Raw genomic sequence first — 22,496 nt, 5'->3', positions numbered from 1 at the left:
CGGGGAGGACAGAAACATGTTTCTAACACTGGTCAGTGCTTTTGGAATCAGCCTGGTCGTCGTGCTTGCGACGATGCCGCTGCTGATCTCCTATCTACATAAAATCAACTACAACCAGACCGTCAGCGAATATTCGTTAGAAGAATACAAACAAAAACAGAAGACGCCGACGATGGGCGGCATCGTGTTCGTGCTGACGCCCTTAGCCGTAACGCTGCTTCTGCAGCCGGGGGCGATCAGCGACCTGCAGGCGATGATCGTGATGCTGGCGTATGTCGGCTACGGTCTGATCGGCTTTCTGGACGATTATATCATCGTGATCCGGCAGAACAACGAAGGTCTTAAGCCGCAGTACAAATTCTTTTTACAGCTGGTCTTAGCGGTGTTGTTCTTCTTCATGTACCGCCAGAACGCGTCGACGGATGTGATCCTGCCGTTTCTTGAATGGGTGATTCCGTTAGGCGGGCTGTATATGCTTTTGGTGTTCTTTATGTTCACCGGCGCGTCCAACGCCGTCAATCTGACCGATGGCATGGATGGGCTGGCAGGGGGATGCAGCTTTTTGGCCTTCGCGCCGTTTGTGATGTTCGCTCTGCAGCAGGACAAGCTGGCGATCGCGACGTTCATCATGGCGGTGATGGGTTCGCTGCTGGGCTTTTTGAAATACAATTCGCATCCGGCGAAGATCTTCATGGGCGATACCGGCTCGCTGGCTTTGGGCGGGGCGCTGGCTGCGGTCGGGATGATTCTGAAGCAGGAGATCGCCGTAGTGGTGATCGGCGGAGTGTTCGTCTGGGAAACGCTGTGCGTCATCATCCAGATCTCGTCGGTGAAGCTGCGCGGCAAACGCGTGTTCCGCTACACACCGATTCATTACAGCTTTGTTTTAGGCGGCATGCGCGAGACGCAGGTCGTTGTGATGTTCTGGATTTTACAGCTGGTCTGCACAGTGGCCGGCTTTCTGATTGGAGTGTTGTAATATGAAGGTTTTAATCATCGGCGCGGCCCGCAGCGGGACGCAGGCGGCGTATTTGCTGGCAAGTCATCATCATGCGGTCACGATCACCGATATGAAGCAGATCGACGCAAAACGCGAACTGGAAGAAGCCGGAGTTCAGGTGTTGGATCACGGACATCCGGAATTTTTGAAAATGGAAAACTGGGATCTGATCGTCAAGAATCCGGGAATTCCTTATCATGCGCCGTTCGTGCAGTATTTCGTGGAGAAAAAGGCGCGGATTGTCAATGAAATCGAGGTCGCTTCGTGGTTTACCGATCAGTTTACCTATGCCGCCATTACCGGTACTAATGGTAAGACCACGACGACGACGCTGCTGGGCGAACTGCTGAAACGCAAGCGTCCCAATGCCCGGACAGCGGGCAATATCGGCGTGCCGTTATCGGAAATTGTGCGCCAACAAGGTGATCAGAAGACGGACGTGGCGCTGGAGGTCGCTGCCTTTCAGCTGGTCGCGATGGAAAAGTTCCATCCAGCGGTGTCGGTCTGCATGAATCTGACGCCGGATCATCTGGATTATTTCGGTTCGCTGGACGCCTATTACGACGCCAAGATGCTCGTCTGGAAAAATCAGACCGGCGACGACTGGTTTTTAGTCAATCTTGACGATCCGGAAATCGTCAAACGCTGCGTGGATCTGCCGTGCCGCAGGGTGACGTTTTCGCTGGATAAGCCGGCCGACGTCTGCGTAAAGCAGGATCAGGTCTGGCTGTTTGATCAGCCGCTGTTTGCGCTGAGTGATCTGCATCTGCCGGGCCGGCATAACCTGCAGAATGCGATGGCGGCGGCCGCGATGGCGGTGAAGATGGGCGTGGACGCGGATCAGATCCGCGAAGGCATCCGCACGTTCAAGGGCGTCGAGCACCGGATCGAATTTGTGGCGGAAATCAATGGCGCGCGGTATTACAACGATTCCAAGGGGACCAACGTCGACGCGACGACGGTCGCCCTGAAGGCTTTTGACAAACCGGTGATTCTGCTTGCCGGGGGGTATGATAAAAAGACCGGCTTCGAGGGTCTGAAGCCGGTTCTGGACCGGATCGCGACGATGATCGTGTATGGCGAAACCCGCGATCAGCTCAAGGCGCTGCGGCCGGATGCGATCGTCGTGGAAACGATGGCGGAGGCTGTTGATCAGGCCTGTCAGCTGGCGAAGAAGGGCGATATTGTGCTGTTGTCGCCAGTCTGCGCCAGCTGGGATCAGTTTACCGACTATGAACAGCGCGGCCGCCAGTTCAAGGAACAGGTGTTGGCGCTGACCGGGCAGGCTGATGAAAAAAACGGTCTGTAACGCCGGTATTGTGCTTTAACCTTGAGCGATCCGAGATCATTGGCGTATCCGGTCACGACAGGTCATGCAGCGGATGTTCTTGAAGAAGACCTGATTTTCATACTTGAAACAGCTGCGATAAAATAAAAAAGATCCGCCGTCGAGCACTTGATCGCGAATATCCCAGGGCAGCTGCCCGGATTCGTTGATCGTTGGCTTCAACGGCGGATTTTTGGGTTGCGCATAAACCGGCACGTCTGAACCTGTTCAGCGGTTCAGATAATCGCAGACGGCCCAGAGGAACTCGGCGTTGGATGGTCGGCCCTGATCCGGATTGACGGAATACCCGAAAATCTCACTGATCAGGGAAGCATTGCCGCGCAGCCATGTTCGTTCAATGGCGCAGCGGATGTTTTTCTCAACCCGGTCTTTGGTGCTGTTAAACTTTTCGGCAATGATCGGATATAATCCGCGGTCCAGGTTCTTGAGCAGGTGCGGCTGTTCCGCGAGCGTGATCATCGCGAATTCCAAGAACCGGTAACCGGAAAGACTGCTGGGCATGCCCAATTCGTGAAGCAGCTGAGCCGAACGGCTTAACTGCGGCCTCCTGTGATTTTCAGGCGCCCGAAATAATTCACGGACGCAATAAAAAAGTCTGTGATGAAGCACAGCGTTTTCACTAATTGTATTCATGCTGAAAAAGTCATAACTCATATCCCTGGCACCCTCTTTTCTCCTGATTTGTTTGGAATCAGAATAAAAACAGAGGTCTGGCTTGCAGAAATGATAAAAAACGGTGCCATTTCAGATTACACTCTTTTTGTGACCTTGTCAAAGGTTTAACCGGAAATTTGGGAAAAGAATATTTGTAATTTCCCTGACTTTCAGATAAGATAAGACTGTGAAAAAGAGGGATGAATCATGAAACAACAACGTCAGTTTCCGACGGTGACCGTGACGAAAAAAGCGCAGCGCAGCCTGCAAAGCGGTCATCCGTGGGTTTACGGCGGCGAAGTCGTCGAAGTCAAAGAAACGGCGGACGGGCAGCTGTGCGATGTCGTCAATGAAAAGGGAACCTATCTGGGAACCGGCTTTTATAATGAACAGTCGCTGATCCGCGTGCGGATTGTTTCGCAGAATGCCAACGACGGATTTGACGAGACGTTCTGGCGCCGCCGGATCGGTTACAGTCTGGATTACCGCCGGATCGTCATGGGCGAGGATTTCGGCTGCTGCCGGCTGATCTTTGGGGAAGCCGATCACTTCCCGGGCTGGACGGTCGATCGGTTTGGCTCGGTGCTGGTCAGCCAGATCATGTCGCTGGGGATCGAACGGATCAAGGATCAGCTGTTTGCCCTGTTGTGGGAAGAAATGGAAAAACGCGGTCAAACGATCGCGGGGATTTACGAACGCAACGACATCGCGCTGCGCAAAAAGGAAGGCCTGACGGAAAGCACGGGCTGGGCCGCCGGCTTCCCGCATCCCGAAAGCACGACGACGCAGATCGTGGAAAACGGAATCCGCTATGAGGTTGATTTTGGCGAGGGGCAGAAGACGGGATTTTTCCTCGATCAGAAATACAACCGTCAGGCGGCGGCCCGGCTGGCGAAGGGAAGATCGGTGCTGGACTGCTGCACGCATACCGGATCATTTGCGCTCAATGCGGCGAAGGCTGGGGCGGCGCGGGTGATCGCCGCCGATATTTCCGCCAGCGCATTAGCCAGCGCCAGAGACAATGCGCGGCTTAACGGATTGGAAGAGAAGCTGGAGTTTGTGCAGGCCGACGTGTTCGATCTGTTAGCGGATCCGAAGTGGAAAGCGCAGGGCATTGATTATGTCATTCTCGATCCGCCGGCGTTTACCAAATCCCGCAAAACGATCCGCAGCGCCTATCAGGGCTATTGCCAGATCAACACGCTGGCGATGAAGCTTTTGCCGCGGGGCGGATTGTTCGCAACGGCGTCATGTTCGCATTTTATGGAAGACGCAATGTTTGAAACGATGCTGCAGGAAGCCGCGCGGAACGCAAAGGTCGAGCTGCGGCAAATCGAGGTCCGTCATCAGGCCCCGGATCATCCCATTTTAATAACCGTGCCGGAAACCCGGTATCTTAAATTTTATTTATTCCAGATTGTGTGACGAAAGGAGAAGACAAACATGAAGGAAATTATGGACGCCAGTTCCATGAAGCGTTCGTTAGTACGCATGGCGCATGAAATCGTAGAAAAAAACAAGGGTGTGGAAGGACTGGTGCTGGTCGGCATCAAGACCCGCGGCGAATTTCTGGCGGAACGTTTAAAAAAGATGATCGATCAGTTTGAGGAATGCGACATTCCCTGCGACAGCCTTGATATTTCTTCGTGGCGCGACGATATAGAACGCGGCGAGGTTCAGCCGCCGGCCTTGCGCGTGCCGGTGCAGGACAGAATCGTGATTCTGGTCGACGACGTCTTGTATAAAGGCCGCACAGTGCGCGCAGCGATGGACGGCATCATGCACTTCGGCCGGCCGCGGGCGATTCATCTGGCGGTGTTGGTTGACCGCGGACACCGCGAGCTGCCGATCCGCGCCGATTATGTCGGCAAGAACGTGCCGACTTCACTCAATGAGGATGTGAAAGTGCTGGTCAGCGAAACGGATGATCAGGACGGAGTCTATATCAGTTAGTCTGGTTCAGAAGGAAAAGAGGAAACGCAATGAAGAAGATGAACGAACAAATTCTGGCGGACTATGCTCAACAACTGCTGAGCATCGACAGCCCGACCGGTTTTACTCAGCATGCGATCGACTGGATCGAAAAACAGGTGCAGGCGTTAGGCTACGCCTGTTATCGCAACGCCAAGGGCAATCTGATCGTGGAAATCGAAGGACCGGCCGATCAGCCGGCTGTTGCGGTGAGCGCGCATACCGATACGCTGGGGCTGATGGTCCGATCAATTAAAAAGGATGGCAAGCTGGCGTTTACCCGGCTGGGCGGGCCGTGCCTGCCGACGCTGGATGGCGAATATTGCCGCATCATCACACGCCAGGGAAAAGTCTATACCGGTACGATTCTGTCGACGGCCCCGGCGGTGCATGTCTACAAGGAAGCTTCGAGCCAGGAACGCTCGGAGGAAACGATGGAAGTACGGATCGACGAGCTTGTCCGCAATGAAGAGGATGTGCGCAGATTGGGAATCCAGGCCGGGGATATCATCGCGATCGACCCGAAGACGACGATCACCCCGAGCGGCTTCATCAAATCCCGCTTTCTGGACGACAAGATTTCCGCCGCGATCTTTCTGACGCTGCTGAAAGCGCTCAAAGATGAAAACGTGACCACGCCGCAGAAAACCTATTTCCTGTTCTCCACCTATGAGGAAGTCGGCCACGGCGCTTCGTGGATTCCAGGTGATGTCCGGGAGCTGTTGGCGGTCGATATGGGCTGCGTCGGTACAGATCTGAGCTGTACTGAGACCGATGTGTCGATCTGCGCCAAAGATTCCGGCGGCCCGTATGATTATCAGATGACCAGCCGGCTGATCGAACTGGCGCAGGCGCACCAGCTGCCCTATGCCGTCGACATCTATCCGTTTTACGGCAGCGACTGCGGCGCGGCGCTCAAGGGCGGCAACGATATCCGCGGCGCTTTGATCGGCCCGGGCGTGCATGCCAGCCACGGTATGGAACGGACGCACATGCAGGGCGTCAGCGCGGCTTACACGCTGCTGGCGGCCTACCTGCTTGAAAAATAAGCGAAGGATGCTCTGAAAGAGACAAATCCCGTTTATTGGACAGGATTTTCAATATCGAAGCCCGCAGCTGAAGTGGAAGTTCGATCTTCCGGCGGCGGGTTTCTTTTTTTTGCGCTGAGGATAGGGTGAAAAAATCAGGCCGGTCCGTTTCCCTTAATCAAGGGCAGAACTAAAGACGCATTTTCTGAAGAATTATGGTAAACTATTCGGTATAGAATTGAGGGGGAGTTATAAGTGGACGCAATATTGAACTTTTTCCGCTGGCAGGGAATGATCAAGCCGGCTCAGATCCGCGGCGAAATACCGAGCAACAAAGCGATTTACAAGCGCACCTATCAAATCGCCTGGCCCAGCGCCGTCGAGAGCGTGCTGATCGCGCTGATCGGAGCGGTCGATTTGATGATGGTCGGCAACCTGGGCTCGGCGTCGATCGCGGCGGTCGGCATCACCAACCAGCCGAAGTTTCTTGTGCTGGCGACGATCCTGGCGCTCAACACCGGAGTTACCGTGCTCGTTTCCCGCCGCAAGGGGGCGGGAAAGCAGGAAGAAGCGAATACCTATCTGCGCCAGGCGCTGCTGCTGAGCGTCGGGTTTTCTTTTCTGCTTTCCTTCTGCGGCGCGCTGTTCGCTCCGCAGATTCTGGCGTTTGCCGGGGCGACGCCGGATTATCTGGGCCTGGCGGTGACCTATTTCCGGATCATCATGTTCGGTAATTTCTTCTACTGCATCGGTCTGACGATCACCGCCGCCCAGCGCGGCGTCGGCAACACGCGGATTTCGATGGTGACCAACATCGCGGCCAATCTTGTCAACCTCGTGTTCAACGCACTTTTGATCAACGGTCTGTTTTTCTTCCCGCGCCTGGAGGTGGCGGGCGCGGCGATCGCGACGGCGATCGGCAATATCGTCTCGTTTCTGATCGCGGTGTATTCCGTCACGCATACCGAGGGCTTCTTAAAGCTGCATCGGCGGCAGTCGTGGAAGCCGGATATTCCGGCGATCCGCGATCTTTATAACATCAGCTGGTCGGCCTTTGTTGAACAGATCTTTTTGCGGATCGGCTTTCTGATGTACGCCAAAGCGGTGGCCGGCCTGGGCACGGTCGCCTTCGCCGCCCATCAGATCGTCATGAACATCATGTCGATTTCGTTCTCCGTCGGCGACGGGCTGTCGATTGCCAATACCTCGCTGGTCGGGCAGAGCTTAGGCGCCAGCCGCTCGGATATGGCGATCATCTACGGCAAGGTTGCCCAGCGGATCGGCTTGATTCTGGCAATTCTTGTCTCCGGTTCGATCACGCTGTTCCGCGCCCAGCTGATGGCGCTGTTCACCAACGAGGCGGCGGTGATTCTGGCCGGGGAAACACCGTTGATCATTCTTTCGATCACCGTGCTGTTTCAGATCGTGCAGGTCATCATCGTCGGATCGCTGCGCGGGGCCGGCGACGTCAAGTTTGTCGCGCTTCTGATGTTTGTCAGCGTCACGATCGTCCGGCCGGTTCTGACCTGGGTGCTGTGCTATCCGCTCAATCTGGGATTGCCGGGGGCGTGGCTGTCGGTGCTGCTCGATCAGTTCACGCGCTATATCGTCAGCTACTGGCGTTTCCGCGAAGCGAAGTGGACGCGCATTCAAGTGTAGGCAACAGAAGGGGGAAATTCATTGATTTCCTCCTTTTTTGACGGCCGGTTTTCAGGCAAATTGTAAAGTTTAAATCATCTGATGGAAAGCGCTTGAAAAAAATGGGTAAAAATCGGAAAGAAGCAGGAAGAAGTTGAAAATCGAGGTTTAAAAATCAAACCTTTTGTTTTATAATGGTAACGGTTAGAGAGTACAGGAGGTTTAACCATGACAAAAACTTTTATGTCCATGGATGGCAATACAGCTGCCGCTCATTGCGCGTATGCGTTTACTGAAGTAGCTGCAATCTATCCTATCACCCCATCCTCACCGATGGCTGAAGTCGTTGACGCATGGGCTACTCAGGGCCGTAAAAACATTTTTGACACGATTGTCAAAGTTGCGGAACTGCAGGCTGAAGGCGGTGCCGCCGGCGCGGTACACGGCGCTCTGCAGGGCGGTGCGCTGGCGTCCACATTTACGGCAAGCCAGGGCTTACTGTTGATGATTCCAAATATCTATAAGATGGCCGGCGAGCTGCTGCCAGGCGTTATTCACGTCGCAGCGCGTTCTCTGGCAACCCGTGCACTGAGCATTTTCGGCGATCACAGCGACATTTATGCCTGCCGTCAGACCGGCGTCTGCATGCTGGCGTCGCATTCCGTTCAGGAAGCAATGGATCTGGCCGGCGTCGCGCATTTAGCGGCGATCAAGGGCTCCGTGCCGTTCATTCATTTCTTTGATGGCTTCAGAACTTCTCACGAAATTCAGAAAGTCGAAGTCATGGATTATGAGTTCTTAAAGAGCTTGATCGACATGGACGCGGTTGAAGCGTTCCGGGCCAATGCGCTAAACCCGCATACCAACGCGGTAACCCGCGGCGGCGCGGAAAACGACGACATTTATTTCCAGGGCCGCGAAGCGCAGAATCTGCACTATGAAGCGATCCCGGATATCGTTGCCGATTACATGAAGAAGATCAGCGAGCATACCGGCCGCGAATACGCACCGTTCACTTACTATGGTGCACCGGATGCGGAACGCATCATCATTGCGATGGGTTCCGTTACCGAAACGATTAAAGAAACGATCGACGAGCTGACCAAGCGCGGCGAAAAAGTCGGCCTGATCAAAGTCCATCTGTATCGTCCGTTCTCCGTGAAGTATCTGACCGCGGTGCTGCCGGCTTCGGTCAAGAAGATCGCGGTTCTGGACCGCACGAAGGAAATGGGCGCCCGCGAACCGCTGTACCTCGACGTCTTAGCCGCATTAAAGGGCATGGATCTGACGATCATCGGCGGCCGCTACGGCTTAAGCTCCCGCGATACGCAGCCGAACCAGATCAAGGCTGTTTATGACGAACTGGCGAAAGATGCTCCGAAGGCGGAATTCACCATCGGCATCAACGATGACGTTACGCACCTGAGCTTGGAAGTCGATCCTGAATTCCATGTCAGCGCGGACTACACATCCTGCCTGTTCTTCGGTTTGGGTTCTGACGGTACCGTTTCGGCGAACAAGTCTTCGATCAAGATCATCGGCGACAACACCGATCAGTATGCGCAGGCGTATTTCCAGTATGACTCGAAGAAGGCCGGCGGCGTTACCCGCTCCCACCTGCGTTTCGGTCATTCCCCGATCCGTTCCACCTATTATATTGAAAACGCTGATTTCGTTTCCTGCAGCTTAGACGCTTACTGCTTCAAGTATGACATGGTCAGCTGCCTGAAGAACGGCGGAACCTTCTTATTGAACACAACGTTCTCCGCAGAGGAACTGCAGGATCACCTGCCGAACCGCATGCTGGCGCAGCTGGCGAAGAAGAACGCGAAGTTCTACATCATCGACGCGACCAAGATCGCTCAGGAAATCGGCATGGGCCGCCGGACCAACACGATCCTGCAGTCGGCGTTCTTCGCGCTGAACGAACAGATCATGCCGTATGATAAAGCGGTTGAACTGATGAAGTACATGGCGAAGAAGTCCTACTCCAAGAAGGGCGACGAAATCGTCCAGCTGAACTACAAGGCGATCGACCAGGGCAAAAACGGTCTGGTTGAAATCGAAGTGAAGCCGGAATGGGCTGAACTGAGCTATGATTCCGGACGCAAGCTGACCGGCGACGAATACTTTGACAACCATGTCATGGCGATCAACTCTCTGGAAGGCTACGATCTGCCGGTATCCAACTTCATGAAGTACGATATCCTGGACGGCTCGATTCACAACAGCGTTTCCTTCAAGGAAAAGCGCACGATCGCGGTTCAGGTTCCGACCTGGGATCCAAACAACTGTATCCAGTGCGGATTCTGCTCGTTCGTCTGCCCGCATGCGACAATCCGTCCGTTCTTACTGACAGATGAAGAAATCGCCAATGCGCCGATGGAATTCAAGACGATTCAGGCGATGGGCAAGGGTGTTGAAAATCTGAAGTATCGGATTCAGGTTTCTCCGGCGAACTGCGTCGGCTGCGGTCTGTGCGTTGTTGAATGTCCGGGCAAGGGCGGCAACAAGGCGCTGAAGATGGTCGATATCAACGAAAAGCTGGATCAGGAACCGCTGGCCGATTACCTGTTCAAGCACACCGAATACAAGACGAACTACTTCCCGGTGGACACGGTCAAGGGCTCGCAGTTCGCAATGCCTTACTTTGAAGTTTCCGGAGCCTGCCCGGGCTGCGGCGAAACGCCTTACTACAAGCTGGCTTCTCAGCTGTTCGGCAAGGATATGATGATCGCCAACGCGACCGGCTGCTCGATGATCTACTGCTCCTCGACACCGTCAACTCCGTTCTCCAACGATGCGGAAGGCAACGGCGTCGCCTGGGCGAACTCCCTGTTTGAAGACAACGCTGAATACGGCTACGGCATGGCTTTGGCGCAGAACTTCAAGGAAGCGCGCATCCTGTCGCTGATGGAAAACAACCTGGATTCCGTTGAACCGGAACTGAAGGCGGCGTTCGAGAAATATCTGGCGGCGGGCAACAACCGTGATGCACAGCGTGAAATCAAAGATGAAATCATTGCCGGCGTCAAAGCTTCTGCGAATGAAGCGGTCAAGGAACTGCTGGATTACGAACGCGACCTGGTCGGCAAGTCGATCTGGATCGTCGGCGGCGACGGCTGGGCTTATGATATCGGCTACGGCGGATTGGATCATGTTCTGGCCAACAACCTGAACGTCAACGTCCTGGTTCTGGATACCGAAGTTTACTCCAACACCGGCGGACAGGCATCCAAGTCTTCGCAGTCGGCAGCGATCGCGAAGTTCGCAGCCGGCGGCAAGAGCACCGCGAAGAAAGACCTCGGTCAGATCGCGATGGCTTACGGTCATGTCTATGTCGCTTCCGTTTCGATGGGCGCGAACCGGGCTCAGACGCTGAAAGCCTTCAAGGAAGCTGAAAGCTACGATGGACCATCCCTGATCATCGCTTACGCACCATGTGCTGAACACGGCATCAAGGGCGGTCTGGCGAACCATCAGAGAGTTCAGGCCAAGGCTGTTGAATGCGGCTATACCGTTCTGTACCGTTTCGATCCGCGCAACGAAGAACATCCGTTAACGATCGATTCCAAGGAACCGAACTGGGATCTGTTCCAGGCGTTCCTGCTGAACGAAACCCGTTACAGCCAGCTGCCGAAGCTGAAGGGCGAAAAAGCATACGAAATGTTCGAAAGAACAAAGAAGGATGCGCAGCGCCGTTATACACGCTTAGTCAAGCTGTCAGAAGAATAAGCTGAAACTTGCATAGAAAGCTGACCCTCATTTTGGGGGTCGCTTTTTTTGCTTTTCAGCCGCTGTTGAATGGAAGCATGGAATTATTCCCTGATGATTTTGATACATCTGAATTTGAATAAAACAAGCTCCTCTTTGCAGAAATCTGGCAAACAATGTCCGCCGGATGTCTAAGGCTCAGGATGAAAACCGCGGAAGGACTTGATAATTGATAGGGTTTTCATTATACTTGATAGTGGATTCGAGGTATGTACATGAAAGTATTGTTGTTTTTTGAAGGAGAAAAGGTGATCTCAACTTCCGGGATCGGCCGGGCGCTGAAGCATCAGAAGCAGGCGCTGACGATGGCGGGGATTGAGTACACGCTGGATCCGAACGATGATTTTGATATTCTGCACATCAATACGGTCGGACCGGCCAGCGCGGGAGTGATTGCCAAAGCCCGCCGGGAAGGCAAACCGGTCATTTATCACGCACATTCAACTGAAGAAGATTTCCGCAATTCGTTTGTGCTGTCCAATCAGTTTGCCCCGCTGTTTAAGAAGCATCTGGTTTCGCTCTATTCCAGCGCCGATGCGATCATTACGCCGACGCCCTATTCCAAGAGCTTGTTGGAAGGCTATGGCATTGACTTACCGATTTATGCCGTGTCCAACGGCATTGATCTGGACCGCTTCAGCTACAATCCGGAAAAGGTCAAAGCGTATTACAAGTATTTCAGCCTGAATGAAACCGATAAGGTCGTATTGTCTGTCGGCTTGTATTTTGAGCGCAAGGGACTGCCGGATTTCATTGAGGTAGCGAAGCGTCTGCCGCAGTATAAGTTTATCTGGTTCGGCTATACGCCGCTGATCTCCGTGCCGAAGAATATCCGCGAGCTGGTTGAGGATCATCCGGCCAATGTGATCTTCCCAGGCTATGTTAAGGGCGCGATTATCGAGGGCGCGTATGCCGGAGCGAATGCTTTTTTCTTCCCGTCTTACGAGGAAACGGAAGGCATCGTCGTGCTGGAAGCGCTGGCCGCTTCCCAACAGGTCATCGTCCGTGACATCGGGGTGTTTGATCCTTGGCTGAAAGATCGGGTGAACTGTTATAAAGGCCAGTCTGTAGACGAGTTCGTCGAGCTGATCGAAGGAGTCGTTGAGAAGCGTCTGCCGTCGGTCAGCGACGAGGGGAAAAAGACGGCGCAGGAACGCAGCATCGCCAGCGTGGGCCAGCAGCTGAAAACCATTTATGAAACCGTGCTGGAAAACAACCGGCCGGAGACGTTGTAAGGAGAGCAAGCTCTCTTTTTCTTTGATTTGACGGGGATTTCTTAAGAAAGAAAAAAGAATCGGCGAAGGCGGTCTTAAGAGCGCGGGGCAGGAAGCCTTATTCCTTGTGTAACCTTGTTTTTCATTGTATAATAAGTTAACGAGGCTGAGGAAGTATGAAAAAAGCGCGAAACTATGTGATTAATATTCTGCTCATCGTAGGCTTCACAGCCGGAGTGCTGTGGTTTACCTTGAAGGATAATTTTAACGAGGTCATGGGGATTCTGCAGCAGGTGAACGCCGGCTGGCTGATCGTGATCATTGCGATCGCGATTCTGTATCAGTGTGTGATCGGCTGGATACTGACGCAGCTGACCCGCATCAGCAATCCGCATTACAAGTTGAATTATGGGATTGTCAACGCCCTGGTGGCTTCTTTTTTCCATGGCGTGACTCCGAGCGCCTCGGGTGGTCAGTTTGCCCAGGTGTATGTGTTTAAGAAACAGGGCGTGCCGTTAAGTGATTCGGCGAGCGTGCTGTGGATGGATTTTATTGTGTACCAGTCGACGATGATCGCGTCGGTTTTCATTTTGATCCTGCTGCGGTTTCATCATTTCTACACTAACTATTCGCAGTTCTTTTTGCTTGTCCTGCTTGGCTTTCTGGTCAACAGCCTGGTGATTATCGGGTTGTGGGCGTTAGTCCGGTTCCCGAAGGTTTACACATGGATCAGCACGACCGGTCTGAATTTGGGCTGTAAGCTGCATCTGGTAAAAAATCCGGAAAAAGCGCTGGCTTTATTAAAGGATCAGCTCGACCGGTTCGGCAGTGAAACTGCGAAGCTGAAAGGCCACCGGCCGCTGATTGTGCGAGTGACGCTGGCCAACTTTGTACGGCTGGGCCTGTATTACGCGATCCCGTTTTTCTGCGCGCAGGCGCTGGGCCTGAACGTCAGCCTTGATCTGATTATCGACTGCATGGCGCTGTCAGCGTTCGTGTCGATGATCAACGCGTTCATTCCGATTCCGGGCGCCAGCGGCGGCACGGAAGCCACGTATGTTTTGATGTTTTCAACGATCTTCGGAAAGCTGGGCGCGACCAGCTCGATGATTTTATGGCGGTTTGCCTCTTATTACTTTATGCTGATCCTGGGCGGTCTGACCTTTATCTGGGTTAAGAGCCGGCCGGCGATCGTTGTCGAACCGATGCAGGAGGAAAAGAAATGAGAATTGGATTATTTACAGATACCTATCTGCCTGATGTCAACGGCGTCGTTTCTTCCATTGTGACGCTGCAGCAGGAATTAGAAAAGAATGGTCACGATGTGTTCGTGATCACAACCCATCCGGGATTGCTTCAGGTCCAGCGCGAAGGCAATGTGCTGCGGCTGCCGGGCGTGGAATTAAAAAGCTTGTACGGCTATGTGCTGACCAGTCCGATTCATTTTGCGGTGCTCAAGGATATCCGCGAGATGGAGCTGGATGTGATCCATGCCCATACGGAATTCGGTGTCGGGATCTTCGCCCGGATCGTAGCGAAGATGCTGCAGATCCCGCTGGTGTCGACGTATCATACAACCTATGAGGATTATACGCATTACGTCAACGTGTTTAATCTGGAAACGGTCGATAAGGTCGCAAAGAAGGCAGTCAGCAGCCTAAGCAAGCTGTATGGTGAGACGAGCACGGAACTGATCGCTCCATCCCAGAAGACCAAGGAAATGCTGCAGCGCTATGGAATTAAGAAGCGGATTCACGTGATTCCGACCGGGCTGGATCTGCAGCGCTTTGACGCCCACCGTACGGATGCGGAAACGATCCGGCAGCGGCGCGAAGAGCTGATGGCGAATTCGGAAGAGACGCTGATCATTTTCGTCGGCCGTATCGCGAAGGAGAAAAGCATCGACTTTGTGATCGACGGGTTTACCTATTTAAAAGAAGCCGGGATGCCGGTTCATTTTGCGGTGATCGGCGGCGGGCCGGAGCAGGAAGCCTTGGAGAGCCATGTGCGCGAGCTGGGGCTGGATTCAATGATCACCTTTGCCGGGAAGAAGCCGGCGGATCAGATCCCTTCCTACTACCATTGCGCGGACGCGTTTGTTTCCGCTTCGCTGACTGAAACGCAGGGTATGACCTACATCGAAGCGTTAGCCAGCGAACTGCCGGTTTTTGCCCGGCCGGATGAAGTGCTGGAAGATCTGGTGCTGGAAGGCCAGACCGGTTTCCTGTTTAAGAAACCTGAACAGTTTGCCGAGAAAGTGCAGCTTTTCTTAGCGATGAGCGCAGAGGAGCGCGCTGCGATGAAGGCTGCCGCGAAGTCGCAGGTTGAAGTTTACGACAGCCGGATTTTCTATCAGAAGGTGCTGGAAGTCTATGAAAGCGCGACTGCGGAATACCGTGAAATGTACCGGCTGGAATCGATCCGGCCGAAGGACGACTGCGTTGAGCTGAAGGTCTGCTCGCCCAACGATGAAATCCGGATTCTTGTTTCACTAGAAACGTATTTCAATAAGGGACTGCGCAAGGACGTGCTGATCAGCAGCGATGAGCTGGACGAACTGATCAGCGAGGAAGAAGCGGTCAAGGCGTATCAGAGCTGTCTGAAGCGGATCGCGGCGAAAGACCGCACGCGCAAGGAAATCTACGACTGGCTGACGCAGAACACGCAGCTGGATATCAAGCAGATCAACGAGATCGTTGAGAAGCTGGAAGAACGGGATCTGATCAACGACCTGCGCTATACCAAAAATCAAGTTTATAATCTGAAGCTTCTGATGCAGGGCAAAAACAAGATCAGCCGGACATTGCGGAAGAAGGGCATCCCGTATGAGATGATTGAATCCGTGTTCGCCGACGAGGATGAACAGTCGGAATTCCGCAACGCGTTGAAGTGGGCGCAGAAGCTGCAGCCGACGATCAAGGAAAAATCAGTGCGGATGAAGAAGAATATGATGAAATCCAAATTGATCGCTCAGGGCTTTGCGGTCGACGTGATCAATGAGGTCATGGACAACCTGAGCTTTGTTGAGGAAGAACGGGCCGAGTTGGAGAGCCTGCGCAAGACGGCGGCGAAAGCGAAGAAACGGTATCAGTCGAAGTATAGCGGCACCAAGCTGCGCAATTATGTCTTCCGCTACTGTTCAGCCCAGGGCTTCGACGTTGAGGATATTTATTTAATTTTAAGTGAAATGGAGTGGGATGATGAATAAGAAAATCAGTGAGTTTAAGGAAGGAGAAAGCCTGACGCTGCCGCTTTTGCTTGTGCAGGTCACCAAGGGCGTGACGAGCAATGGTTCACCCTATCTGTCTTTGACGCTGCAGGATAAATCCGGCACAATCGAAGGCAAGATCTGGGATGTGAAGGAAGAACAGGCGGCTGCCTGCGTGCCGGGACGGGTCGGCGAGGTCAGCTGCGAGGTGCTGCGGTACCGGAATTCACTGCAGCTGCGCGTACATCGGTTGACGCCGATGGATCAGCAGAGTATTGAATTGAGCGATTATGTTATCGCTTCGGATATTCCCAAGGAGCTGTTGCAGCAGAAGATCCAGGACGCGATCAGCTCGCTGTCCAATCCGATTTATAAAGGGATTGTCAGCGCGTTGTTCGCGGAATATGATAAGCCGTTCTTTGATTATCCGGCGGCGGCGAAGAACCATCACAACTTCGTCGGCGGCCTGGCGGTGCATGTCACCGGGATGGTCGATCTGGCGAATGAGATCGTCAAGCTCTATCCGCTGCTGGACCGGGATCTTTTGGTCAGCGGCGTGCTGGTTCATGATCTGGGCAAGCTGACGGAACTGTCCGGCCCGGTCATGACGGAATATACGCTGGAGGGCAAGCTGATCGGGCATATCTCGATCATGCAGGCGAAGATTATGGAAGTCGCCGTTCAGCTGGGCTACGAAAAGAGCGAGGAAGCGATTTTACTGCGGCACATGGTTTTGTCGCACCACGGTCAGCTGGAATTCGGTTCGCCGGTCATGCCGATGGTCGCGGAGGCGGAAGTGCTGCATCTGATCGACAATCTGGACGCGCGCATGAACACACTGGATAAGGCGTACGCGCAAACGGAGCCGGGCAGCTTCACATCGCGTCTGTTCCCGATGGAAAACCGGGCGTTTTACAAGCCGAAATCGAAAAAGAATGAAAAACAGGATGAAGTGGATTAAGGCCACAGATTTCGGTAAGCTGAGAGGCATTATAAGATAAATATCTGATCATGAACGAAGTGCTGGATAATACCGTCGAAGTCAGCTTGTTTTCGTCACTGGATTGGTTTATGAAATTTATGTATCCTGTGTGGACGTGGATGGGATTGTCTATGTGAATGAAGTGGACGTGGATCTGCGGCGGGAGGAAATCAAACAAATCCTGGTTTGAGATTATCAGATGAATCAATATTCGTCAGACAAGTTTATTGACGAATTTGCGAATCAAGATGAACTCAAATATCCGTCTGATCTTTATTTTGACGGTTCGACTTTGTGAAATGAAGACTGAAGAGAATCTTGCGGGATTCTCTTTTCTTTTTTGTACACTCTATTATAATAAGGATAGCGATTGCGGACAGAGGAGGAAAAAATGGAATGATTGATATTCATTGTCATGTGTTGTGGGGCGTCGACGACGCGTCGCAGGATCGGGAAACAACGAAGAAGATGCTGCAAATTGCGGTAGAGGATGGAATTGAGGCGATCTTGTGTACGCCGCACAGTCTTCCTTATTATAAATATGAAAACGACGCCCAAACGCTGGCGGCGCCGTTTGCGGCGCTGCAGGAGCTGATCGCCGAAGAAAACTGGCCGATTGAAACGGCGCTGGGCTGCGAGTTCTTTTTGACCGATGCGTCGCTGGAATGGATCCGCAGCGGCCGGGCGCTGACGCTGAACGGTTCGCGGCGGCTGTTGATCGAATTTCCCTGGTATCAGAAGGTCCAGCTGGGCAGCAGCGAAACCGAGCTGTTAAAGCAGGTGTTGGATGCGGGCTATGAGGTGATCATCGCGCATCCGGAACGGTATAAGAGCGTGCAGGAGGATTTCTCTACGCTGAAGCGATGGCGGGCCCTGGGCTGCGATTTTCAGGTCAACCGGACTTCGCTGATCCACAACGACGATAAGGAACAATGCGCGCTGGCCTGGCGGATGGTAGAGGAAGGCTATTGCGACGCCATCGGCACCGACGCGCATCATTGCTGGGGCAAGCGGGTGATCAAGCTGAGCGATGTTCAGGCCGAGATTGAACGGCGGACAGACCGGGATACTGCTCTGTTGCTGTGCCATGAAAACGGGCGGCGGCTGATCACGGGTGACGCCTTGATCCATCGCTGAGGTGAAAATCATCAGGAAAGGAATAGGACAATTTGACCGGCGTGAAAGCAGAACAACCAAGATCCGGGGCCAAATGAAAGGGAAAGGGGAAGGAAAATGAGTAAAAATATCATCGATCAGCTCTATCGTTTTGAAGGTCAGCCGGAGGCTTCATTTGCGGAAACCTTCGTCAGACAAGTCAAGGCTTTTAGCGGGGATGTCGTTGTTTATCGACAGCAGGCGGGTGATACCGAGGTTCAGATAATCACAGCTGAGCGCTATTATGCGCGGGTGAATTCGGCAACGGGCGTGACGATCACCTTGGTGATTCGAGAAAGGGAGATCACGGCTTATGTTGCGGTTGTGGCCGGCGGCGAAGGACCGTTCAATATCAGCTGGGGCAACTATGAAAATTATTTGAAAAAGGTGGAGAAGCTTTTGCTTTCGTATGCTTTCAAGTGGATCCCGGGCGCGATCAGCGTTCGTCCTTAAATCATTTCAGAAAAAAGTTAAGGATACGCCAGGGATAAAAATGCTCCATAAACAAGTGCTTTTTTGATTGTTGACAAGGGAGGGATTTATGAGTATACTTTTTGCAGTGATCCTTTAAGAGAGTCCCGTGAGGCTGCTCAAGGAAGATGAATACGTTTCGCCTGTTCATTTACTCCTGATCTTAAAGGGTCAGGAGTATTTTTATGAAAGGGGAACTGTATGAAAAAAACAGAAAAAAAAGGCAATCATCTTGCCGTCAAAATGGCGATCGCGATGGTTCTGGGGCTAATCTGCGGCCTGGCCATGCTGATGCTTCGTGAAAATCTCTTGACCTCGGGCCAGACCCAGACCTGGGCGGCCATCAACAATCTATTATTCCAGGATATTACGGCAGAGGCCGGCAAGAATGCGATCGGTTTGTTCTACATCGTCGGTCAGCTGTTTGTCAACGCGCTGCAGGTCATCATCGTACCGATGATTTTCTGTTCGATTGCGTTGGCGATCTGTCAGATTACGGATACGCGCAAGCTGGGGCGAATTTCCAGCAAGACGCTGGGGACTTTCTTACTGACGACCGTGGTGGCGCTGGTGATCGCCGGCGCTGTCGGTCTTACTGTTTATGCGACAGGGGCTTTCAATGCGGTGGAAGTCAGCGGCTTGAATGTTTCGACGGGGTCCAGTGGAAGCAATCCGCTGTCAATCTTGTTGTCGATCGTCCCGAACAACATGACCAGCGCGTTCTCAACCAACGGGCAGGTGCTGGCAGTGGTGTTCTTAGCGGTAGCGACGGGGTTGGGCATCAACGCCTTAGGTTCCAAGGTAACCGTTTTAAAGAAGCTGCTGCAGGAGATCAGCGATATCATCACAGTTTGCTTAAGCTATGTGATCAATAAATTTGGTCCGCTGGCAATCTTCGTCCTTTTGACCCGGACGTTTGCGATCTACGGCGTCGATCATCTGAAGCCGGCGCTGGCCTATGTCGTGACGACGGTGCTGCTTCTGCTGGCCTTCCTGATCGTCGGCTATGCGATCTTTGTGGCGGTCTTGGGCCGGATCAATCCGATTCCGTTCGTTAAGAAGATTGCGAAAGTTGCGGTGTTCGGTTTCTCTACTTCCTCCAGTGCGGCAACGCTGCCGCTGAACCGCAAGACGGTAACCGAGGAACTGGGCGTCAGCGATGAAATTGCATCGTTTACCCTGCCGTTAGGCATGACGGTCAACATGGACGGAACGGCGATCATGCAGGTCATTGCCGCGATCTTCGTCGCGGCCTCCTCCGGCTATTCTGTGACGGTTTCCAGCATCGCGATCATTGCGATCCTGGCGCTGATCGCTTCGATCGGCACGCCGGCGGCTCCGGGGGCTGGAGCAGTCATCCTGTTCACGATTTTGACGGGGATGGGTTATACCAATGACGCGGCGTTGCTGGCGTATTCGCTGATCCTGGCGATCAACCGGCCGATTGAAATGCTGGTCACTTCGCTGAACGTCGTCGGGGATGCCGCAACGTCGGTCATCGTCGCCCGGAGCGAGAAAATGCTGGATGAAAAGCAATACAATGCCGAACAAAATTAGAGTGTGAAAAGAGTTGGCCAGAAGCTGAAAAATGCTTCTGGTTTTTTCATATTTGTTCGTGACAAACGGAAATTTCAGTGCTATTCTAGTATTCAGTTTAAGGGGGAGCATCACTGATGAGAAAGCATCAACATCCGACAGTCAATGAGATTACGGAAGGGGTTATTTGGAAACAGCTGCTGCTGTTTTTCTTTCCGATTATGCTGGGCACGTTCTTCCAGCAGTTATACAACACGGTCGACGCGATCATCGTCGGCCAGTTTGTCGGCAAGGAGGCGCTGGCGGCGGTTGGGGGCGCGACGGGGACTTTGATCAATCTGCTGGTCGGCTTTTTTGTCGGCTTGTCTTCGGGCGCGACGGTCATTATTTCACAGTATTATGGCGCGCGAAAGGTGGAGCAGTCAAGCGACGCCGTGCACACGGCGGTGGCGATGTCGTTGATCGGCGGGGCGATCATGATGGTGATCGGGATTTTCGGCGCACCGGTGGCGTTAAGGGCGATGGGGACGCCGGAGAACATCATGAATTATTCATTGATTTATATGATTGTCTACTTCGTCGGCTTGATTCCGAATTTGTTGTACAATGTCGGGTCTGGTATTCTGCGGGCCGTCGGGGATTCCAAGCGGCCGATGTACTTTCTGATTGTCTGCTGCCTGGCCAACGTGGTTCTGGATCTGCTTTTTGTCCTGGTCTTCCAATGGGGTGTCTTCGGTGCGGCGGCGGCTACCTGTCTGGCGCAGTTTATCAGCGGCGGACTTGTCTATCTGAGCTTATCTCAGGCTGAGGATGACCGTTACCGGCTGATCCGCAAGCGAATTCGGCTGCATGGCGAATTGTTGAAGGAAATCGTCGTAATCGGGATCCCGGCTGGGCTGCAGTCGGTCATGTATTCGGTATCGAATATTGTGATTCAGGCCAGCGTGAATACGTTTGGCACGGACACGATTGCGGCGTATACGGCGTATGGGAAGATCGATGGGATCTTCTGGATGATCATGGGGGCTTTCGGCGTGGCGATCACGACGTTTGTCGGACAGAATTTCGGCGCGCGTAAAATCGACAGGATTCACAAGAGCGTCAGGGTGTGCCTGGCGATGGCATTTGGCACAGCATTGGGAATGAGTGGGATCTTGATGGTGACCAGTCGCTGGATCTATCATTTGTTTACGCAGGACGCGGCGGTGATTGAGGTGGGGATGCAGATGTTGTTGTATCTGGCTCCCTATTATTTCACTTATGTGTGTATTGAGGTGCTGTCAGGGGTGGTGCGCGGCACAGGAGATTCTGTAATTCCGATGATCATGACCTGCATGGGGGTATGTGTATTGCGCGTCGTCTGGATCTGGATCGCCGTTCCGCTGAATCCTACAATTGAGAATGTTTTGTTCAGCTATCCGTTGACGTGGAGTCTGACTTCGATCCTGTTTGTGCTGTATTATCTGCAGGGTGGCTGGTTAAAGCGCAGGTTGAAAAAAGAAGAGAGAAAAGGGCTTCAAAATTGATTTGTTTATTCTTTTAAACAGTTTATAAGATTCGTCAGGATGTAAGCCAAGTTAGATTTTCTTGAGTTATAAAACTGTATAAATAAGAAAATCGAAGGTAAAAATTCTTCGATTTTTTATAATTTTTAGTGAACGTTCAGGACAAAAAACAGGTAATTCATTACATTTTAAGTGTTGAAACTGGAACTTTACTTACACTTTCATTGACATTCACACGATCTACTTTTATAATGTCTAATGTAAGAAGATAGGGTAATTATTTTCATTATAAATAAAATCGATCAGCGTGTCAATGCTTACAGACGTGATTACTAAGCATTATCCTGGTTGTAATGGTTTCTAGTATTCATATTATATTAGGAGGAATTGTATATTTTAAAATTCTCTGTATATGAGTTTATAAAAATATACTAAAGAAAGTATGTTGTTAAAATTTTTTATTGAAAAATTTCCTTTAGTATTTAAAAAAACTGATACTAAATTCAGTGTATCTGTCTTTGAATTTTTGATAATTATTTATTTTGTTTTATTTATCTATGAACAATCTAATACGTATAAAATCATGTATGATTTTATTTTGATTTTAATTATATCTATATGGTTTGGAGTGGCTAAAAATTTTTATAATAGAATTAAAAAATTAAAATATATCTACAATGAAAATTCTGATTATAATAATCTATATAAAAAATATAATAGTTCACTATTTAACTGGAATTTAAGCAGGTTTTTTTTCATAATTATTTGGATATTTAACATTGGCTTTGTTTGTTATACAGTTGAAAGTTTAGGTTTAATTCCTAATTCTTTTAGCTCAAAAATTCTATTTAGTATAACTTTAATATTAAATGGTTCTAGTTATTATGGTTGTATCTTACATGCTTGCTTTCTGGCAAAACTTTCTTCACTAAAATGGCTCTTTCAAAAATAGTGTTGGTGAGAGAAAAACCGAAACAAGAAAGACGCAGATGAGTTCCAGAAATGGGACTCA

17 protein-coding genes are annotated in these 22,496 nt (G+C 51.9%); 15 read left to right on the top strand and 2 right to left on the bottom strand.

The window, feature by feature from the left end; genetic code table 11:
- Nucleotides 1-16 precede the first annotated feature (16 nt).
- On the top strand, nucleotides 17-979 hold the full coding sequence (gene mraY / locus I2D94_RS09885) for a phospho-N-acetylmuramoyl-pentapeptide-transferase (RefSeq protein WP_195396674.1): 963 nt from the start codon (nucleotides 17-19) through the stop codon (nucleotides 977-979).
- Between the two features lies 1 nt (nucleotide 980).
- Nucleotides 981-2,309, top strand: a complete 1,329-nt coding sequence (gene murD, locus I2D94_RS09880; RefSeq protein ID WP_195396672.1) for a UDP-N-acetylmuramoyl-L-alanine--D-glutamate ligase — start codon at nucleotides 981-983, stop codon at nucleotides 2,307-2,309.
- Nucleotides 2,310-2,345: 36 nt separating this feature from the next.
- Here murD and I2D94_RS09875 read toward each other — a convergent pair whose 3' ends face one another.
- A complete protein-coding gene (locus I2D94_RS09875; RefSeq protein WP_195396670.1) occupies nucleotides 2,346-2,543 on the bottom strand; it encodes a hypothetical protein in 198 nt (65 codons plus the stop codon).
- A 12-nt stretch (nucleotides 2,544-2,555) separates the two neighbouring features.
- Nucleotides 2,556-3,002, bottom strand: coding sequence for a sporulation initiation factor Spo0A C-terminal domain-containing protein (locus I2D94_RS09870; protein ID WP_195396669.1), 447 nt, complete (start codon nucleotides 3,000-3,002; stop codon nucleotides 2,556-2,558).
- Nucleotides 3,003-3,209: 207 nt separating this feature from the next.
- On the opposite strand from I2D94_RS09870, the gene I2D94_RS09865 reads away from it, so the two are divergent.
- The 13 genes from I2D94_RS09865 (at nucleotide 3,210) to I2D94_RS09805 (ending at nucleotide 21,505) form a co-directional block, all read left to right on the top strand.
- The gene (locus I2D94_RS09865) at nucleotides 3,210-4,427 is read left to right on the top strand and encodes a class I SAM-dependent rRNA methyltransferase (protein ID WP_195396667.1); all 1,218 of its coding nucleotides are present in this window, start codon (nucleotides 3,210-3,212) and stop codon (nucleotides 4,425-4,427) included.
- An 18-nt stretch (nucleotides 4,428-4,445) separates the two neighbouring features.
- The gene (gene pyrR, locus I2D94_RS09860; RefSeq protein ID WP_072684160.1) at nucleotides 4,446-4,955 is read left to right on the top strand and encodes a bifunctional pyr operon transcriptional regulator/uracil phosphoribosyltransferase PyrR; all 510 of its coding nucleotides are present in this window, start codon (nucleotides 4,446-4,448) and stop codon (nucleotides 4,953-4,955) included.
- 38 nt (nucleotides 4,956-4,993) lie between these two features.
- Nucleotides 4,994-6,022, top strand: coding sequence for a M42 family metallopeptidase (locus I2D94_RS09855; RefSeq protein ID WP_072684552.1), 1,029 nt, complete (start codon nucleotides 4,994-4,996; stop codon nucleotides 6,020-6,022).
- Between the two features lie 234 nt (nucleotides 6,023-6,256).
- Complete coding sequence (locus I2D94_RS09850) at nucleotides 6,257-7,660, top strand: MATE family efflux transporter (protein WP_083538485.1); 1,404 nt, start codon at nucleotides 6,257-6,259, stop codon at nucleotides 7,658-7,660.
- Between the two features lie 207 nt (nucleotides 7,661-7,867).
- Nucleotides 7,868-11,374: a pyruvate:ferredoxin (flavodoxin) oxidoreductase gene (gene nifJ, locus I2D94_RS09845; protein ID WP_195396665.1), complete on the top strand. Its 3,507-nt coding sequence runs from the start codon at nucleotides 7,868-7,870 to the stop codon at nucleotides 11,372-11,374.
- Nucleotides 11,375-11,628: 254 nt separating this feature from the next.
- The gene (locus I2D94_RS09840) at nucleotides 11,629-12,648 is read left to right on the top strand and encodes a glycosyltransferase (RefSeq protein ID WP_072684162.1); all 1,020 of its coding nucleotides are present in this window, start codon (nucleotides 11,629-11,631) and stop codon (nucleotides 12,646-12,648) included.
- Nucleotides 12,649-12,803: 155 nt separating this feature from the next.
- Nucleotides 12,804-13,853, top strand: a complete 1,050-nt coding sequence (locus tag I2D94_RS09835; RefSeq protein ID WP_006058904.1) for a lysylphosphatidylglycerol synthase transmembrane domain-containing protein — start codon at nucleotides 12,804-12,806, stop codon at nucleotides 13,851-13,853.
- Entirely contained in the window at nucleotides 13,850-15,835 is a 1,986-nt protein-coding gene (locus I2D94_RS09830; protein WP_195396663.1) for a RecX family transcriptional regulator, read from the top strand. Before I2D94_RS09835 ends, I2D94_RS09830 begins: the two co-directional genes overlap by 4 nt.
- Complete coding sequence (locus I2D94_RS09825) at nucleotides 15,825-16,796, top strand: 3'-5' exoribonuclease YhaM family protein (protein WP_195396661.1); 972 nt, start codon at nucleotides 15,825-15,827, stop codon at nucleotides 16,794-16,796. The genes I2D94_RS09830 and I2D94_RS09825 overlap by 11 nt, the downstream gene beginning before the upstream one ends.
- 417 nt (nucleotides 16,797-17,213) lie before the next feature.
- Nucleotides 17,214-17,954 carry a tyrosine-protein phosphatase gene (locus I2D94_RS09820; protein ID WP_195396660.1) on the top strand — a complete coding sequence of 247 codons (741 nt, stop codon included), beginning with the start codon at nucleotides 17,214-17,216 and terminating at the stop codon, nucleotides 17,952-17,954.
- Nucleotides 17,955-18,050: 96 nt separating this feature from the next.
- Nucleotides 18,051-18,425 carry a DUF6054 family protein gene (locus tag I2D94_RS09815; RefSeq protein WP_195396658.1) on the top strand — a complete coding sequence of 125 codons (375 nt, stop codon included), beginning with the start codon at nucleotides 18,051-18,053 and terminating at the stop codon, nucleotides 18,423-18,425.
- Between the two features lie 219 nt (nucleotides 18,426-18,644).
- Entirely contained in the window at nucleotides 18,645-20,000 is a 1,356-nt protein-coding gene (locus tag I2D94_RS09810; protein WP_195396657.1) for a dicarboxylate/amino acid:cation symporter, read from the top strand.
- Nucleotides 20,001-20,116: 116 nt separating this feature from the next.
- Nucleotides 20,117-21,505: an MATE family efflux transporter gene (locus tag I2D94_RS09805; protein WP_195396655.1), complete on the top strand. Its 1,389-nt coding sequence runs from the start codon at nucleotides 20,117-20,119 to the stop codon at nucleotides 21,503-21,505.
- The last annotated feature ends 991 nt before the right edge of the window (nucleotides 21,506-22,496 follow it).

Source organism: Holdemania sp. 1001302B_160321_E10 (genome assembly GCF_015552275.1).
GTDB lineage: Bacteria > Bacillota_I > Bacilli_A > Erysipelotrichales > Erysipelotrichaceae > Holdemania.
This window is presented reverse-complemented; position numbering and strand designations above follow the sequence as displayed.

Excerpts from the sequence above, each read along its gene's own strand:
- mraY (WP_195396674.1), top strand. The coding sequence starts at position 17 with ATGTTTCTAACACTGGTCAGTGCTTTTGGAATCAGCCTGGTCGTCGTG.
- murD (WP_195396672.1), top strand. The coding sequence starts at position 981 with ATGAAGGTTTTAATCATCGGCGCGGCCCGCAGCGGGACGCAGGCGGCG.
- I2D94_RS09870 (WP_195396669.1), bottom strand. The coding sequence starts at position 3,002 with ATGAGTTATGACTTTTTCAGCATGAATACAATTAGTGAAAACGCTGTG.
- I2D94_RS09865 (WP_195396667.1), top strand. The coding sequence starts at position 3,210 with ATGAAACAACAACGTCAGTTTCCGACGGTGACCGTGACGAAAAAAGCG.
- pyrR (WP_072684160.1), top strand. The coding sequence starts at position 4,446 with ATGAAGGAAATTATGGACGCCAGTTCCATGAAGCGTTCGTTAGTACGC.
- I2D94_RS09855 (WP_072684552.1), top strand. The coding sequence starts at position 4,994 with ATGAACGAACAAATTCTGGCGGACTATGCTCAACAACTGCTGAGCATC.
- nifJ (WP_195396665.1), top strand. The coding sequence starts at position 7,868 with ATGACAAAAACTTTTATGTCCATGGATGGCAATACAGCTGCCGCTCAT.
- I2D94_RS09840 (WP_072684162.1), top strand. The coding sequence starts at position 11,629 with ATGAAAGTATTGTTGTTTTTTGAAGGAGAAAAGGTGATCTCAACTTCC.
- I2D94_RS09835 (WP_006058904.1), top strand. The coding sequence starts at position 12,804 with ATGAAAAAAGCGCGAAACTATGTGATTAATATTCTGCTCATCGTAGGC.
- I2D94_RS09830 (WP_195396663.1), top strand. The coding sequence starts at position 13,850 with ATGAGAATTGGATTATTTACAGATACCTATCTGCCTGATGTCAACGGC.
- I2D94_RS09825 (WP_195396661.1), top strand. The coding sequence starts at position 15,825 with ATGATGAATAAGAAAATCAGTGAGTTTAAGGAAGGAGAAAGCCTGACG.
- I2D94_RS09820 (WP_195396660.1), top strand. The coding sequence starts at position 17,214 with ATGATTGATATTCATTGTCATGTGTTGTGGGGCGTCGACGACGCGTCG.
- I2D94_RS09815 (WP_195396658.1), top strand. The coding sequence starts at position 18,051 with ATGAGTAAAAATATCATCGATCAGCTCTATCGTTTTGAAGGTCAGCCG.
- I2D94_RS09810 (WP_195396657.1), top strand. The coding sequence starts at position 18,645 with ATGAAAAAAACAGAAAAAAAAGGCAATCATCTTGCCGTCAAAATGGCG.
- I2D94_RS09805 (WP_195396655.1), top strand. The coding sequence starts at position 20,117 with ATGAGAAAGCATCAACATCCGACAGTCAATGAGATTACGGAAGGGGTT.